Source organism: Streptococcus sp. V913 (genome assembly GCF_054353455.1).
Genome location: NZ_JBTHHX010000002.1, coordinates 61,409 through 75,577 on the forward strand (window position 1 = coordinate 61,409; position 14,169 = coordinate 75,577).

A 14,169-nucleotide genomic window follows, 5' to 3' on the forward strand; every position below is an offset into this window, starting at 1 on the left:
CAGTCCTTTCTAACATGGATTTTCTGATGTATATGTGGTAAGATGGTAGTATCTATTTTAGCATAATTCCGAGTAATCGGGGCGATTTAAGAGTCACATAGAAAGAGGACAAAATGGCAACATATGGATTTTTAGATGTTTTAGAGGAAGAATTGGACAAGAACTTTCCCTTTGACTATGAGATTAGCTGGGACAAGCGCAACCACGCGGTTGAAGTGAGTTTTATATTGGAAGCGCAAAATGCTGCAGGTGTGGAGATGGTGGATGAGGATGGAGAGGTTTCTTCAGATGATATCCTCTTTGAGGAAGCAGTGCTTTTTTACAATCCTGCCAAGTCAACAGTCAATAAAGAAGACTATTTAACGGTCATCCCTTATCTACCTAAGAAAGGTTTTTCTCGCGAGTTTTTGGCTTATTTTGCGCTTTTCCTAAAAGATACTGCCGAGGTTGGGCTGGATGCGCTCATGGACTTTTTGGAAGATCCAGAAGCAGAAGAATTTGTCATGGAATGGAACCAAGAAGTCTTTGAAGAAGGGAAAGCAGGCTTGGAAGAAGGAGAGTTTTATCCTTATCCGAGATACTAGGAGTCTGACATGGAAATAGAGATTTCTGATTTTACAGGTTGCAAAATTGCCCTCTTTTGTGGTGATAAGCTCTTAACTATCTTACGTGATGACAAATCAAACATTCCATACCCTAATACCTGGGAATTGCCAGGTGGCGGACGAGAGGGTGATGAAAGTCCTTTTGAGTGTGTAGCGCGTGAAGTTTATGAAGAGCTGGGAATTCATTTGATTGAAGAGTGTCTGCTTTGGAGTAAGGTGTACCCAAGTATGCTTTTTGAGGGGAAGGAATCTGTCTTTCTAGTTGGTAAGTTAAGGCAGGAACAGTTTGATAGTATTGTCTTTGGTGACGAAGGGCAGGGTTACAAACTGATGGGCATCGAGGAATTTCTTGGCTCAGATAAGGTTGTACCTCAGTTGCAGTATAGAGTGAGGGATTATTTGGAGGAGAAGAATGATAACAATTGAGAGAGTAGGGACGGAAGATTTAGAAACGATTATTGCCATTCAAAGAGCCAGTTTTGAGGCGGTTTATGAGAAATACCAAGATGAGTATGATCCTTATCTGGAGGACCGCGAACGAATCAAGTGGAAACTAGCAGAACGTCCTAATAGCTATTACTACTTTGTGAAAGAAGATGAAGAAAAGATTGGTTTTTTACGAGTTCAGACCAATGAAGAGTTGACAGAAGCTTGGTTGGGAACAGCCGCGATTTTACCTCCGTATCAAGGAAAAGGATATGGTTCTGAGGGACTGAGCTTGCTGGAAAAAGAATTTCCAACCATCACACAATGGGATTTGTGTACGGTATTACAGGATGCAGGCATGGTTGCTTTTTATGAGAAAAACGGCTATTGTCAGACCCATATCGAGCCTGAAAAAGAAGGCATGGATATGGTCTACATGAAAAAATGGATAGAAAAATAGAAAGGATGGGTCGGTTAAATTTCTAAACTGAACCCGCCCTAAACACTGTGCCACAAAGATAAACTTCTCTTAGACACAAGCGTCTTCAGAGAATTTCCTATTTTGGCTTTGTGTTTTACGGGCTTGGTATCTTAATTATGGAAACATGGCAAGAGTTAAAAGTTACAGTGAAGCGTGAGGGAGAGGAATTGGTTTCCAACCTCCTGATTGAGCTAGGGGCGCAAGGTGTTGCGATTGAAGACAGTATGGACTATGTGGGAAATGTTGACCGTTTCGGTGAGATTTTCCCAGAGGTCGAGCAACAGGAAGAAATCGTGGTGACAGCCTACTACCCTGACACAGTGGATGTAGCAGTGGTTGAGGCAGACTTACAGGCTCGCTTAGCAGAATTGACAGATTTTATGGATCTGGGAGAGGTCAAGATGGGGACAACTGCCTTGGCTGAGGAAGATTGGGCGGACAATTGGAAGAAATACTATGAGCCAGCTCGTATTACTCATGATTTGACCATCGTGCCGTCTTGGACAGACTATGAGGCGACTGCTGGAGAAAAAATTATCAAGCTAGATCCTGGCATGGCCTTTGGGACTGGGACGCATCCAACGACCAAGATGAGTCTCTTTGCCTTGGAGCAGGTCCTTCGTGGCGGTGAGACAGTGATTGATGTGGGGACTGGATCAGGTGTCCTTTCAATCGCGAGCTCACTACTAGGAGCTAAGGAAATCTTCGCCTATGATCTCGATGATGTGGCGGTTCGTGTGGCACAGGAAAATATTGAGCTCAATCCCGGCATGGAAAATATCTATGTAGCGCCAGGCGATTTGCTTAAGGGTGTGGAAGTTGAGGCAGATGTCATCGTGGCTAATATCTTGGCAGATATTCTCATCCATCTGACCGAGGATGCTTATCGCTTGGTCAAGGATGAAGGCTACCTCATCATGAGTGGCATTATCAAGGACAAGTGGGATATGGTGCGTGAGTCAGCTGAGTCAGCTGGATTTTTCCTTGAGACCCACATGATTCAAGGGGAATGGAATGCCTGTGTCTTCAAGAAGACCAAGGATATTTCCGGTGTGATTGGAGGCTAACATGCAGCAGTATTTTGTCAAAGGCAGTCCTATCTCTCCTGTCACCATTGAGGACAAGGAAACCAGCAAGCACATGTTTCAGGTTATGCGTCTGAAAGAAGATGACCAGGTGACCTTGGTCTTTGATGATGGCATCAAGCGTTTGGCGCGCGTGCTTGATGTGGAAGCACGTCAGTTTGAGTTGGTCCAAGAATTAGCTGACAATGTGGAACTGCCAATCCAAGTGACCATCGCATCAGGCTTTCCCAAGGGAGACAAGCTGGAGTTCATCACTCAAAAAGTGACAGAACTAGGAGCTAGCCAAATTTGGGCATTTCCCGCAGACTGGTCGGTCGCCAAATGGGATGGCAAGAAATTGGGCAAAAAGGTTGATAAACTAGAAAAAATCGCCCTTGGAGCGGCAGAACAAAGCAAGCGTAATCTGGTCCCAAGTATCCAACTTTTTGAGAAGAAATCAGAATTTCTAGCACAACTGGACCAGTTCGACTCTATCGTGGTCGCCTATGAAGAATCAGCCAAAGAAGGAGAAGCCGCTGCTCTTTTACAAGCAGTTAGTGACATTGAAAAAGGAGCAAAATTGCTCTTTATCTTTGGTCCAGAAGGTGGTCTCTCACCTGCGGAAATTGAGAGTTTCGAAGCCAAAGGAGCAGTTCTTGCAGGACTTGGTCCTCGCATTCTAAGAGCGGAAACAGCCCCGCTTTACGCCTTATCAGCCCTTAGTGTTTTATTAGAATTAGAAAAATAAGAGGAAGAAAATGGAACAAAAACACCGTTCAGAATTTCCAGAAAAGGAACTTTGGGATTTAACCGCCCTATACCAAGACCGTGAGGATTTCTTGCGTGCGATTGAAAAGACGCGCGAAGATATTAATCAATTTAGCCGTGATTACAAGGGCAATCTTCATACTTTTGAGGATTTTGAGAAGGCCTTTGCGGAATTGGAACAAATCTATATCCAGATGAGCCATATCGGCAATTATGCCTTTATGCCTCAGACGACAGACTATAGCAATGAAGAGTTTGCTAATATTGCCCAAGCTGGGATGGAATTTGAAACAGATGCCAGTGTAGCCTTGACTTTCTTTGACGATGCCTTGGTAGCAGCAGATGAGGAAGTCTTGGCTCGTTTGGGTGAACTGCCCCACTTGACGGCAGCTATTCGTCAGGCAAAAATCAAAAAAGCCCACTATCTCGGTGCTGATGTGGAGAAGGCTTTGACCAACCTCGGTGAAGTTTTCTACAGTCCACAGGACATCTATACTAAAATGCGAGCTGGGGATTTTGAAATGGCTGACTTTGAAGCCCATGGCAAGACCTACAAGAACAGCTTTGTAACTTATGAGAATTTCTACCAAAACCACGAAGATGCTGAAATTCGTGAGAAATCTTTCCGTTCCTTCTCAGAAGGACTTCGTAAGCACCAAAATACGGCTGCAGCAGCTTACCTTGCTCAAGTCAAGTCTGAAAAACTCTTGGCAGATATGAAAGGCTATGACTCAGTATTCGACTATCTTTTAGCTGAGCAGGAAGTAGATCGAGCCATGTTTGACCGCCAGATTGACCTTATCATGAAGGATTTTGCGCCAGTTGCTCAGAGATACCTCAAGCATGTTGCCAAGGTGAATGGTCTTGAAAAGATGACCTTTGCTGACTGGAAATTGGACTTGGATAGCACCCTCAATCCTGAAGTGAGCATTGATGATGCCTATGACTTGGTCATGAAGTCAGTCGCACCATTGGGTCAAGAATACACTCAAGAAATTGCCCGTTACCAAGAAGAGCGCTGGGTTGACTTTGCAGCCAATAGTGGCAAAGATTCTGGGGGATATGCAACGGATCCATATCGTGTGCATCCTTATGTCCTTATGAGCTGGACAGGTCGTTTGAGTGATGTCTATACCTTGATTCATGAGATTGGGCATTCTGGTCAATTTATCTTCTCAGACAACCACCAGAGCTATTTCAACGCCCACATGTCGACCTACTATGTCGAAGCGCCATCAACCTTCAATGAATTGCTCCTCAGTGATTACTTGGAACACCAGTCTGAAGACCCACGTCAAAAACGCTTCGCTCTTGCCCACCGCTTGACAGACACCTACTTCCATAACTTTATCACCCACCTCTTGGAAGCGGCCTTCCAGCGTAAGTTTTATACATTGATTGAAGAAGGGGAGACCTTTGGAGCAAACAAGCTCAACAGCATTATGAAAGAAGTCTTGACAGACTTCTGGGGAGATGCCATTGAGATTGATGACGATGCGGCACTCACTTGGATGCGCCAAGCTCACTATTACATGGGCTTGTATAGCTACACCTACTCTGCTGGCCTTGTCATCTCAACAGCTGGTTACCTTCATCTGAAACATTCATCAACTGGAGCTGAAGACTGGATCAATCTCCTTAAGTCAGGTGGTAGCAAGACACCACTTGAGTCAGCCATGATTATTGGAGCGGATATCTCAACAGACAAACCACTCCGTGATACGATTCAGTTTCTGTCTGATACAGTTGACCAGATTATCGCCTACAGTGTGGAGTTGGGGGAGTAAGAGTATCCGGTGTCGGATTTAAGCCGCTTTATTGATAAAATGAATACACAAAAATCACCTGTTTTAGGTGATTTTTTCATGCTTTAAAGATTTACTCAAATTTTCCTTTATTGGCTTCATTTGAAGCCTTCATGCTAATTTATAAAAGGTTGGCGAGATTTTCATTATCAAAGCTAGCTTCTCCATTATTATCCACTTTTATGGCGAGGTAATGAGTGCTGCGATCAAGATAATCCATTCCCTCTAAATCGACATAGTTATCCGCTTTAAAATCAAGCGCCGCTAATTGATAAACAAATCGAATATTTAGAGCTTTAACATAGTCTGTTTCAAGAGCCTTTTGTTGTTCTTCCACCAGTCCTTGAAAGAATGCGAGATTGTCTGTGTGATAGGATGCTTTGACTTCATATTGGTAAGTATCTACAGATGGAGACATAAATTTCAAATAAACCATATCGCCTTCTACCTTATAGTCCTCAAGAGTATAGGCACCTGCTTTTCCTAATGCATTGGTATTGACCTTGAAAAACATTGGTGCATAAATTTTGAGAGGATATTTTTCTCCCTTATACTCAAAGATGGTATCATTTGAAAAATTCGGACGGATTTTAGTTAACTCAGGGACTAAATATTCGTTCCAAATCTTATCAAATAACTCTTCTTGATTGCTAGCACCCGATGCTTTCACAACTAGGTCAAGATTTTCTTGATTGACAAAGACTGCATCCACTAATTTGAGGGCTGTTTGAACCTTAGGATCCGAAATTTCTTTTTTCTATTTTCAAGATTCTCAGCAGCCTCTTTAGTGCGATCTAGAGTTTTATTAAATTGACTGCCACTGTTTGTTTCAACAAAGGTTCTCTCATAGTTCGTAGGTTCAACTTTGGCATTCCAATCAAATGAAGCAGCAGGACCAGTTACATCTTTCTTATGGTAGGTTGCTGTCTCTGTATTTGTTGTACTTTCTGTATTGCTTGTAGTAGTGGTCGATGGTTTAGATGAACAGGCGACGAGGCCAAACGCTAAAATCGTAGCAGTGGTTAGAAAATAAACTCTAAACTTTTTTCTCATGGTAGTCTCCTTTTCCAAAAACGTTTATTCTATATTATCAATTATATTATTCTCTTTATTTTTTTGTATGATCTACTAGAAAAAGGTTTGATTGAGGAATGCATACTTTTAAGCAAGTGTTTGAAAGCTTTCGACATTCTTCAAGGATAATCAGCAAAGCATTTTTATCAATTTTTACTTGTAATAGTCTTTATTAGAATTTCAGTGGATTTTCAAGAAATTTTCCAATCAAATATCTTGAAACCCTTTGTTTCTTTTGATAGACTAATACGTAGTTTGAAAAAAAGGAGACTTATCATGAAAAAATTTGTTGCTGAATTAATCGGTACATTTATGCTTGTGTTCATCGGAACAGGAGCTGTTGTTTTTGGAAATGGTGTTGAAGGTGTTGGACACCTTGGGATTGCTCTTGCTTTTGGCTTGGCAATCGTAGTTGCAGCTTACTCAATTGGGACGATTTCAGGGGCTCACTTGAACCCAGCTGTTTCGATCGCTATGTTTGTGAACAAACGTTTGTCATCTTCTGAGCTTGTAAACTATATCCTTGGACAAGTAGTTGGAGCTTTCCTTGCGTCAGCTGCAGTATTCTTCCTCTTGTCTAACTCAGGCATGTCAACTGCTAGTCTTGGTGAAAATGCCTTGGCAAACGGTGTCACTGTCTTTGGTGGTTTCTTGTTTGAAGTTATCGCAACTTTCTTGTTTGTCTTGGTTATCATGACTGTAACATCAGCAAGCAAAGGAAATGGCGCAATCGCTGGTTTGGTGATTGGTTTGTCATTAACAGCCTTGATCCTTGTAGGCTTGAACATCACTGGACTTTCAGTAAACCCAGCTCGTAGCTTGGCACCAGCCGTCTTGGTAGGTGGCGTAGCTCTTCAACAAGTTTGGATTTTCATCCTTGCCCCAATCGTTGGTGGTATTCTTGCAGCCCTTGTTGCGAAAAACTGCCTTGGAACAGAAGAATAAGAAACGAAAAAAGAGTCCTGTCCTCAGTTTGAGGAACAGGACTTTTTCGTATCTGTTTATACTCAATGAAAATCAAAGAGCAAACTAGGAACCCAACCGCAGGTTGCTCAAAGCACTGCTTTGAGGTTGTAGATGAAACTGACGAAGTCAGTAACCATACATACGGCAAGGCGACGTTGACGCGGTTTGAAGAGATTTTCGAAGAGTATTAGCGGTTGTCAATTTTCTCTGGATAAAGGTCGTGTTGGAAGAGGCGTTGTTCTGCCAAGCCCTCATACTTAGTTCCAGGCTTACCATAGTTGTAGTAGGGATCGATTGAAATGCCACCACGCGGAGTGAATTTTCCCCAGACCTCTAAATAGCGAGGGTCGAGCAAGTTGACCAAGTCTTTCCCGATAGTGTTGATACAGTTTTCGTGAAAATCTCCATGATTTCGGTAGCTAAAGAGGTAGAGTTTGAGGGATTTTGACTCGACACAGAGTTTGTCAGGAATGTAGGAAATATAAATCGTCGCAAAGTCTGGCTGAGCAGTGATGGGGCAAAGTGAGGTAAATTCAGGGCAGTTAAATTTGATGAAATAGTCATTTTCCACATGACGATTGTCAAAGGATTCCAGGACTTCTGGTTGATACTCGAAAATGTAGTTGGTTTCTTTGTTGCCGAGGAGGCTAAGGTTTTTCATTTCTTCTTGTTGTGACATGATTTTTTCTTTCTAATCTTAAACACCACGTTGGTTATCGTAGAGGAGGGTATGCAGTTGAGGAAGGACGCGGACATTGCCCCAGCTATCGTCGGCAGCGACGCGTTCCCAGAGTTCTTTGAGACGGTCCAGTTGTTCTTGGACAATATTGCCTGTGGCCTTGGGCTCAGGATTTCCAGCCGATAAGAAGAGAACATCTGGTTGGTAGCGCTCTTGAATCCCTTTGGCAAAGGCCAAATCGGCATCATCAAAGACGGGAATTTTAAAGGTGACTTTATCTGGATCCAGTTGAGAAACGATAAAGTCCAAGGTCTCAAAGTTGACTTCCATCTTGGATGAAGGAGGTTTGGGACTAAGTGTGACTTGGTCGATGTCTTTTAACCAATTTTGCCAGCGGGAGCCTTGAGTCTCAACAGCTAGAGTGACTCCACGTTCCTTGAGTTTAGTGACTAATTCGGCCATGTTGGCTGCTAGGATAGCAGGATTTCCCCCAGACAGGGTTACATAGTCGTAGCTTCCTAGCTTGTCTAATTCAGCAATGACTTCGTCAGCCGTCATGCGAGTTGGTTTTTCAGAACCATCCCAAGTAAAGGCGGAGTCACACCAGTCGCAGTGGTAGTCGCAACCAGCAGTACGGACAAACATGGTTTTCTGCCCAATAGCACGACCTTCACCTTGAAAGGTTGGGCCGAAAATTTCCAGAACAGGTAGTTTGAGGACACGTTCCCTAGTCATCTAACCACTCCCGTCTAAACTCCGCAAAGGCAGTCGGAGTCTCATAGAGGCGAACGTATTCCAAACGGAGACCACGTTCATCTGGCAACTCTTGACTCATGGTTTGGAAAATCCAGTAAACCATATTTTCAGCAGTCGTATTCATATAGGGCAGGGTCTCATTGAGATAACGATGGTCCAAGTGGGGCTCTAAGTAGTTCTTGTAGATAGCTTTGATATCTCCGAAATCGTAGGTCATGCCACGTTCATCTAAAAATCCACTAACAGCAATCTGCAGATGATAGGTGTGACCATGAAGGGATTTGCATTTTCCCTCATAGTGAAAGAGGTGGTGGGCAGCGTCGAAGGTAAATTCTTTTGATACCAAGGTTCTGTGAGGATTGTAGACAAGAGACTCCCCAGTTTCCTGTTTGATTTCTTTGGGTGCAAAAAACATTAGGCCTCTCCTTTCTGTGAGAGATAAACATCTAACCCATGTTGACGTAGGTGGCAGGCTGGGCAATTTCCGCAGCCACTTCCGATAATCCCATTGTAGCAGGTCAAGGTCTTTTCACGAACGTATTCAAAGGCACCTAGTTGGTCGGCTAATTCCCAAGTTTCAGCCTTGTCTAGCCACATGAGAGGTGTTTGGATAACAAAGTCGTAATCCATGGCAAGGTTGAGCGTGACATTAAGGGATTTGACAAAGACATCACGGCAGTCAGGGTAGCCTGAGAAGTCTGTTTCACAGACACCTGTCACGATGTCTTTAATACCAAGTTGTTTGGCAAGAACTGCCGCAAAGGACAGAAAGAGGTGGTTGCGACCGTCAACGAAAGTATTGGGAACCTCTCCCTCTTTTTGCTCGATTTCCATATCAGAGGTTAGGGCATTTTCAGTGATTTGTCCTAGCAGAGACATATCTAGGATGTGATGACGAATTCCTTGTTCCTTAGCGATTTCTCTAGCAACTTGGATTTCGAGATGATGGCGTTGGCCGTAGGCAAAGGTGACGGCTTCGACTGTTTCATAGTGTTCTTTAGCCCAAAAGAGGCAGGTTGTGGAATCTTGACCGCCACTAAAGACGACCAAGGCTGATTGACGTTTCATAGTACTCCTTCCAAAATGGGAAATGTTCAGAGCACGCAAAAAGCTCCCTTTAGGGGAGCTAAAAAATACCAAGTAGAGGTTTTTTTTAGCGATGGCATGTCCCAAACATCGTAATATTCTACCTACAGTCTAGCATATTTTTTGAAAAATGGCAAAGGGCAAGAAAAAAGAGACCAAATAAAGTACTTGGTCTCTTGTGTGATTAGCTCAATTCAGCAACGATGGCCTTGATTTGTTCTGCAGTATGAACACCTGCAACTTGTTTCACCACTTGGCCGTCTTTTTTGAAGAGAAGGGTTGGGATAGACATGATTCCAAAAGCACGAGCCGTGTTTGGATTTTCATCAACATCCATTTTAACGATTTTCAAGACATCTTCTGAAAGTTCCTCAGACAATTTGTCCAAGATTGGACCTTGCATACGACATGGACCACACCAAGTTGCCCAGAAATCTACCAAAACCAAACCGTCTTTTGTTTCTTGTTCAAATGTTGCATCTGTAATTGCTTTTGCCATTGTATTTCTCCTTTTTTAGTTATATTGGCTTAAATCTTGTTTCTTGAGATAGAAGAAGATATCTCCGTAAGTCCCATGGTAGTCCAAATCATGACCGTTGTAAGTTAATTTTTGGACAGGGTAGTAGTCTGCGATACCGATAAGGCAAGCCTGTTGTGAACGATCAAAGTCTTCATAAGAATCGAAGGTAACAGTTCTTTCATTCTTGCTGGCATCTAGATAGGTAATTTCAATCATTTTATAACTCCTTTGTTTAATGATGACTTTATTTTACTCCTTGTAAAAAAGAATGTCAAGAAAAATGATTGCGCACGCAACTTTTTTAAAAAATCTGATTAAGAAATGAAATAAAGACTCATTTCCAGTCTTTCTTCGACGGCTTTTTGCAGGTAAGCTAGGGTGGTTTGTCCCTCGTCAGTCAGACAGATAAAACTTGCTCGTCTATCCTGATCGCAACATCTGCGACTAAGCAAGCCACAGTTTTTCTCTTCTAATCGTGCCACCATTCGAGAAACAGCGCTCGGGCTGAGATGGAGTTTATCTGGCAGGTCAATCTGTCGTAAAGATTTTTCATCAGCTAGGTCCAGATAGTAGAGCAGGTAAAACTCTTTCAAGGTCAACCTTTGTTCACTCTGCTGGGCAATAGTTTCTTCCAACAAGGCTTCCATTTCTTTTTGACGGTGGTTGTAGTCAAACCACTTTTCCAAATAGGTCATTGCTTTCTCCTTTCTTTTAAAAGTAAAAATCACAAAGTCATTACTGATTATCTTTGTAACACAAGATGATTGCGCATGCAATGATTATACTACTTTTAACTAATCCTTGCAAGAAAGAAGAATTTCGATATTTCCTTGAAATTTTCTGAAAAAAGAGTAAACTGGTATGCAAGAAGTCTATTTCGTGGAGTTTAGAATGAAATTATATGTTCAATTAATGATTCTCTTTGTGATTTCATTGATCGGTGAGGGAATCTCCAGTTTCTTTCATCTGCCCATCCCAGGCAGTATTATCGGCTTGATGATTCTCTTTCTAGCCCTGCAGTTCAAGTGGTTAAGGACCAGGCATGTCAACATGGTGGGGAATTTTCTGCTGGCCAATATGACCATTCTCTTTTTGCCGCCAGCGGTGGGAATCATGGAAAAGTTTGATGTGATTGCTCCCTATCTCTTGCCCATCGTCTTGATTGTCTTTTTTGCGGCTGTCATCAATATTATCCTCATAGCAGTGGTAGTTCAGTTCATCAAGAGACGATTTGAGGGAGATTATGAGAAAGGAGATGCCAAATGAGTGAATTTGTTTCCAATCCCCTGTTTGGGCTTGCCTTGTCTATCCTTGCTTATCTAGTGGGGATGTTGATTTACAGACGTTTTCCCCATCCTTTGACAACACCTTTGCTTTTATCGGCAATTTTCATTATCATCCTTCTTAAGGCGACGGGTATTTCTTACCAGGATTACTACCAAGGTGGGGTTTATCTGAACAATTTGATAGTCCCATCGACAGTGGCTCTAGGGATTCCGCTTTATAAGAGCTTTCACTTGATGAAGCACCATGCACGGAGTATTCTCTTTGGTAGTCTGCTAGCAGTCGTTGTCAATACTAGCTTCACTGCCATAGTTGCGAAAATCTTTGGCATGGACTTTTTCCTAGCCATTTCTCTCTTTCCAAAGTCAGTGACAACCGCCATGGCAGTGGGAATTACAGAAAAATTGCAGGGGTTGACGACTGTGACCTTGGTCGTCGTAGTGGCAACTGGGATTTTAACCAGTGTTATTGGACCAACCCTTTTGAAGTGGTTGAAGATTGATGATCCAGTGGCTGTCGGACTTTCTCTTGGAGGAACAGGTCACGCAGTTGGAACGGGAACGGCCTTTCGATACGGTTCTGTAGCAGGAGCCATGGGTGGCTTGGCTATCGGTGTTACCGGTATTCTCTATGTCTTTGTCAGCCCTATTGTAGCCAGTTTGATATTGAGTTAAAGAAAAACCCAGCTTTCTAGCTGGGCATTTTTTATTGCAAATTAACCTTGTTTTTCAAGATGTAATAAGTACCGAGATAGTAGATAACTGATAGAAAGAGATCGCGCAGAATTTCTGTACCAATCATCATGTTAAAGTTATTTTCAATTCGGAAAAAGAGAGAAACATAACCAATGACGATGGCAATGACGATATAGGCTAGAATTCCCATAGCTGTTCGATACTCATTAAAGAGTTGCCCGATTGAGATTGCGAGGTAAATGGACAAGATCCATGTAATCGAACCTGCTAGAAGAGACAGGGCATAGAGCCAACCGTAGCTGAGGTAAGGGGAAATGAAGTTATAGAGGTAAGTGAAGTCTTTTTCTATCGGTGTTAAGAAGAAGATAATCAGTACACTCAAGATAAAGACGATATAGCTTAAGATGGACCAGACAAGACCACCTAAAAGTTTTGCGATGATGATTTGGTGCTCAGAGACAGGCAAGGTCAGGGTCAAATACCCTTGGCGGTCATAAACACTCCCCTTGAATCTTCGGATGATTAAAAAGATTGTTGCAATCCAAAGAGTGACGCTGAGTCCTCCAAAGACTAGTACCAAAAAGAAGATGAAATAAACAGCATTGTTAGAATTGTAACTCTGGCTAAGACTACCAAGAAAAGTTCCAATTAAAACTGAAATTGCAAGCACAGCTCCATAGAGCGCTAAATACCATTTATTGACATTCTTAAATTCATAACGAACTAGATTCCAAAACATAATAATCTCCTTTGCTTAGGCTTTAAATTCCTGGCGGAAGAGCTGGTCAATTGATTCACCTGACTCGTAACGAATATCATCAACATTTCCTTGGCGAACGACTTTCCCGTCTTTGAGGAAGATAATCTCATCCAAGATTGGCTCAATATCTGAAATCAAGTGGGTTGAAATCAGCACCGTAGAGGTTGGTGAGTAGTTGTTGATGATGGTATTGAGGATATAATCACGAGCAGCTGGATCCACACCTCCAATTGGTTCGTCCAGAACGTAGAGGCGGGCTTCACGGCTCATAACCAAAATCAGTTGCACCTTTTCCTTATTTCCTTTTGATAATTTCTTTAAGCGACTATTTTCATCAATGCCAAGGTCTGCAAGCAGATGTTGGGCGCGTTCAAGATTGAAATCCTGATAGAAGGTTTTAAAGTAAGTCAGGGCTTCCTTGACCTTCATCTGTTCATTGAGATAAGTCGTATCTGGTAGATAAGAGACGATCGCCTTGGTAGCAGGACTTGGATCCTGTCCGTTAATGAGGACACGTCCTTTATTTGGTTGAAGGAGGCCATTGATCAGTTTGATCAGTGTTGTTTTCCCGGATCCGTTTGGTCCAAGGAGTCCAACAATCTTTCCAGCTGAGATCTCTAGTGAGATATTGTCAAGTGCCGCAGTTGCTCCATATGATTTTGATACATTTTCAAGTGCTAGTAGTGTCATAGTCTTAAACTCCTTTGATATAGTCGCTTAATACATTTGGCAGTTCTTCTTTTTTGTAGCCAAATTGAAGCATGCAAGAGACGAAGTGTTGCAGTTGCTCCTCGGAAAGTTGTTTACGGGACTGAACGATGAGGTCCAAATCCTCGGTGACAAAACGACCAGTTGTTCGCTTGCTGTATACAAATCCTTCACGTTCAAGGTCAGACAAGGCGCGCTGAATGGTATTGGGATTAACCCCAGCCTCGCTCGCCAAATCTCTCACAGTAGGGAGCTGTTGGTTGGATTCCAGTTCATGGGAAACAATCTGTAGTTTGATTTTTTCCATAATCTGTAAATAAATGGGTTTTGTATTATCAAATGACCAGGACATCATAGTCTCCTTTCTTTATCTTTGTTGTTCTAATTAAATAATACAATAAAACAAAAAACTTGTCAAGTAAAAATAAGAATTGTTTTGGGAATTGATCAAAAAATGGTATAATGAAAAGAAAACGACAAGGAGGGAAATGC

At 42.4% G+C, this 14,169-nt stretch carries 19 protein-coding genes and 1 pseudogene; 9 read left to right on the forward strand and 11 right to left on the reverse strand.

What is annotated here, in order from left to right; genetic code table 11:
* Positions 1–113: 113 nt before the first annotated feature.
* From ACXYSL_RS04230 to pepF, 6 genes are all read left to right on the forward strand, one after another.
* Positions 114–584 (forward strand): DUF3013 family protein, encoded by a 471-nt coding sequence (locus ACXYSL_RS04230; protein WP_458624048.1) that lies wholly within the window; start codon positions 114–116, stop codon positions 582–584.
* Positions 585–593: 9 nt separating this feature from the next.
* On the forward strand, positions 594–1,031 hold the full coding sequence (locus ACXYSL_RS04235) for an NUDIX hydrolase (RefSeq protein WP_458624049.1): 438 nt from the start codon (positions 594–596) through the stop codon (positions 1,029–1,031).
* Positions 1,018–1,491, forward strand: coding sequence for a GNAT family N-acetyltransferase (locus ACXYSL_RS04240; RefSeq protein ID WP_458624050.1), 474 nt, complete (start codon positions 1,018–1,020; stop codon positions 1,489–1,491). The genes ACXYSL_RS04235 and ACXYSL_RS04240 overlap by 14 nt, the downstream gene beginning before the upstream one ends.
* Before the next feature lie 137 nt (positions 1,492–1,628).
* Complete coding sequence (gene prmA, locus ACXYSL_RS04245) at positions 1,629–2,579, forward strand: 50S ribosomal protein L11 methyltransferase (protein WP_458624051.1); 951 nt, start codon at positions 1,629–1,631, stop codon at positions 2,577–2,579.
* A gap of 1 nt (position 2,580) precedes the next feature.
* Entirely contained in the window at positions 2,581–3,324 is a 744-nt protein-coding gene (locus ACXYSL_RS04250; protein ID WP_458624052.1) for a 16S rRNA (uracil(1498)-N(3))-methyltransferase, read from the forward strand.
* Positions 3,325–3,334: 10 nt separating this feature from the next.
* Complete coding sequence (gene pepF / locus ACXYSL_RS04255) at positions 3,335–5,131, forward strand: oligoendopeptidase F (RefSeq protein WP_458624053.1); 1,797 nt, start codon at positions 3,335–3,337, stop codon at positions 5,129–5,131.
* A 139-nt stretch (positions 5,132–5,270) separates the two neighbouring features.
* Here pepF and ACXYSL_RS04260 read toward each other — a convergent pair.
* Positions 5,271–6,202: pseudogene (locus ACXYSL_RS04260) on the reverse strand (hypothetical protein).
* 297 nt (positions 6,203–6,499) lie between these two features.
* On the opposite strand from ACXYSL_RS04260, the gene ACXYSL_RS04265 reads away from it, so the two are divergent.
* Positions 6,500–7,168, forward strand: coding sequence for an MIP/aquaporin family protein (locus ACXYSL_RS04265; protein ID WP_458624054.1), 669 nt, complete (start codon positions 6,500–6,502; stop codon positions 7,166–7,168).
* A gap of 208 nt (positions 7,169–7,376) precedes the next feature.
* On the opposite strand, the gene queF is transcribed toward ACXYSL_RS04265, so the two are convergent.
* From queF to ACXYSL_RS04300, 7 genes are all read right to left on the reverse strand, one after another.
* Positions 7,377–7,868 (reverse strand): preQ(1) synthase, encoded by a 492-nt coding sequence (gene queF, locus ACXYSL_RS04270; protein WP_000082587.1) that lies wholly within the window; start codon positions 7,866–7,868, stop codon positions 7,377–7,379.
* A gap of 18 nt (positions 7,869–7,886) precedes the next feature.
* Positions 7,887–8,603, reverse strand: coding sequence for a 7-carboxy-7-deazaguanine synthase QueE (queE, locus tag ACXYSL_RS04275; RefSeq protein ID WP_458624055.1), 717 nt, complete (start codon positions 8,601–8,603; stop codon positions 7,887–7,889).
* Positions 8,596–9,039 (reverse strand): 6-carboxytetrahydropterin synthase QueD, encoded by a 444-nt coding sequence (gene queD, locus ACXYSL_RS04280; protein WP_000464575.1) that lies wholly within the window; start codon positions 9,037–9,039, stop codon positions 8,596–8,598. Before queD ends, queE begins: the two co-directional genes overlap by 8 nt.
* Positions 9,039–9,692: a 7-cyano-7-deazaguanine synthase QueC gene (queC, locus tag ACXYSL_RS04285; protein ID WP_458624056.1), complete on the reverse strand. Its 654-nt coding sequence runs from the start codon at positions 9,690–9,692 to the stop codon at positions 9,039–9,041. Before queC ends, queD begins: the two co-directional genes overlap by 1 nt.
* 202 nt (positions 9,693–9,894) lie before the next feature.
* The gene (trxA, locus tag ACXYSL_RS04290; protein ID WP_001029581.1) at positions 9,895–10,209 is read right to left on the reverse strand and encodes a thioredoxin; all 315 of its coding nucleotides are present in this window, start codon (positions 10,207–10,209) and stop codon (positions 9,895–9,897) included.
* A gap of 15 nt (positions 10,210–10,224) precedes the next feature.
* Positions 10,225–10,446, reverse strand: coding sequence for a DUF4649 family protein (locus tag ACXYSL_RS04295; RefSeq protein ID WP_007521148.1), 222 nt, complete (start codon positions 10,444–10,446; stop codon positions 10,225–10,227).
* A gap of 98 nt (positions 10,447–10,544) precedes the next feature.
* The gene (locus tag ACXYSL_RS04300) at positions 10,545–10,925 is read right to left on the reverse strand and encodes a MarR family winged helix-turn-helix transcriptional regulator (protein WP_458624057.1); all 381 of its coding nucleotides are present in this window, start codon (positions 10,923–10,925) and stop codon (positions 10,545–10,547) included.
* Between the two features lie 196 nt (positions 10,926–11,121).
* Between ACXYSL_RS04300 and ACXYSL_RS04305 the strand changes: the two genes are divergently transcribed.
* Both ACXYSL_RS04305 and ACXYSL_RS04310 read left to right on the forward strand, forming a co-directional pair.
* Positions 11,122–11,496, forward strand: a complete 375-nt coding sequence (locus ACXYSL_RS04305; RefSeq protein WP_002879833.1) for a CidA/LrgA family protein — start codon at positions 11,122–11,124, stop codon at positions 11,494–11,496.
* On the forward strand, positions 11,493–12,188 hold the full coding sequence (locus tag ACXYSL_RS04310) for an LrgB family protein (protein WP_033584367.1): 696 nt from the start codon (positions 11,493–11,495) through the stop codon (positions 12,186–12,188). Before ACXYSL_RS04305 ends, ACXYSL_RS04310 begins: the two co-directional genes overlap by 4 nt.
* Before the next feature lie 31 nt (positions 12,189–12,219).
* Here ACXYSL_RS04310 and ACXYSL_RS04315 read toward each other — a convergent pair whose 3' ends face one another.
* The 3 genes from ACXYSL_RS04315 to ACXYSL_RS04325 are packed head-to-tail and all read right to left on the reverse strand — an operon-like array spanning position 12,220 to position 14,029.
* Complete coding sequence (locus tag ACXYSL_RS04315) at positions 12,220–12,948, reverse strand: hypothetical protein (RefSeq protein WP_247917589.1); 729 nt, start codon at positions 12,946–12,948, stop codon at positions 12,220–12,222.
* Between the two features lie 15 nt (positions 12,949–12,963).
* Complete coding sequence (locus ACXYSL_RS04320; protein ID WP_033584369.1) at positions 12,964–13,659, reverse strand: ABC transporter ATP-binding protein; 696 nt, start codon at positions 13,657–13,659, stop codon at positions 12,964–12,966.
* A gap of 4 nt (positions 13,660–13,663) precedes the next feature.
* A complete protein-coding gene (locus ACXYSL_RS04325; RefSeq protein ID WP_167265239.1) occupies positions 13,664–14,029 on the reverse strand; it encodes a GntR family transcriptional regulator in 366 nt (121 codons plus the stop codon).
* Positions 14,030–14,169: the final 140 nt, after the last annotated feature.

Excerpts from the sequence above, each read along its gene's own strand:
- ACXYSL_RS04230 (WP_458624048.1), top strand. The coding sequence starts at position 114 with ATGGCAACATATGGATTTTTAGATGTTTTAGAGGAAGAATTGGACAAG.
- ACXYSL_RS04235 (WP_458624049.1), top strand. The coding sequence starts at position 594 with ATGGAAATAGAGATTTCTGATTTTACAGGTTGCAAAATTGCCCTCTTT.
- ACXYSL_RS04240 (WP_458624050.1), top strand. The coding sequence starts at position 1,018 with ATGATAACAATTGAGAGAGTAGGGACGGAAGATTTAGAAACGATTATT.
- prmA (WP_458624051.1), top strand. The coding sequence starts at position 1,629 with ATGGAAACATGGCAAGAGTTAAAAGTTACAGTGAAGCGTGAGGGAGAG.
- ACXYSL_RS04250 (WP_458624052.1), top strand. The coding sequence starts at position 2,581 with ATGCAGCAGTATTTTGTCAAAGGCAGTCCTATCTCTCCTGTCACCATT.
- pepF (WP_458624053.1), top strand. The coding sequence starts at position 3,335 with ATGGAACAAAAACACCGTTCAGAATTTCCAGAAAAGGAACTTTGGGAT.
- ACXYSL_RS04265 (WP_458624054.1), top strand. The coding sequence starts at position 6,500 with ATGAAAAAATTTGTTGCTGAATTAATCGGTACATTTATGCTTGTGTTC.
- queF (WP_000082587.1), bottom strand. The coding sequence starts at position 7,868 with ATGTCACAACAAGAAGAAATGAAAAACCTTAGCCTCCTCGGCAACAAA.
- queE (WP_458624055.1), bottom strand. The coding sequence starts at position 8,603 with ATGACTAGGGAACGTGTCCTCAAACTACCTGTTCTGGAAATTTTCGGC.
- queD (WP_000464575.1), bottom strand. The coding sequence starts at position 9,039 with ATGTTTTTTGCACCCAAAGAAATCAAACAGGAAACTGGGGAGTCTCTT.
- queC (WP_458624056.1), bottom strand. The coding sequence starts at position 9,692 with ATGAAACGTCAATCAGCCTTGGTCGTCTTTAGTGGCGGTCAAGATTCC.
- trxA (WP_001029581.1), bottom strand. The coding sequence starts at position 10,209 with ATGGCAAAAGCAATTACAGATGCAACATTTGAACAAGAAACAAAAGAC.
- ACXYSL_RS04295 (WP_007521148.1), bottom strand. The coding sequence starts at position 10,446 with ATGATTGAAATTACCTATCTAGATGCCAGCAAGAATGAAAGAACTGTT.
- ACXYSL_RS04300 (WP_458624057.1), bottom strand. The coding sequence starts at position 10,925 with ATGACCTATTTGGAAAAGTGGTTTGACTACAACCACCGTCAAAAAGAA.
- ACXYSL_RS04305 (WP_002879833.1), top strand. The coding sequence starts at position 11,122 with ATGAAATTATATGTTCAATTAATGATTCTCTTTGTGATTTCATTGATC.
- ACXYSL_RS04310 (WP_033584367.1), top strand. The coding sequence starts at position 11,493 with ATGAGTGAATTTGTTTCCAATCCCCTGTTTGGGCTTGCCTTGTCTATC.
- ACXYSL_RS04315 (WP_247917589.1), bottom strand. The coding sequence starts at position 12,948 with ATGTTTTGGAATCTAGTTCGTTATGAATTTAAGAATGTCAATAAATGG.
- ACXYSL_RS04320 (WP_033584369.1), bottom strand. The coding sequence starts at position 13,659 with ATGACACTACTAGCACTTGAAAATGTATCAAAATCATATGGAGCAACT.
- ACXYSL_RS04325 (WP_167265239.1), bottom strand. The coding sequence starts at position 14,029 with ATGTCCTGGTCATTTGATAATACAAAACCCATTTATTTACAGATTATG.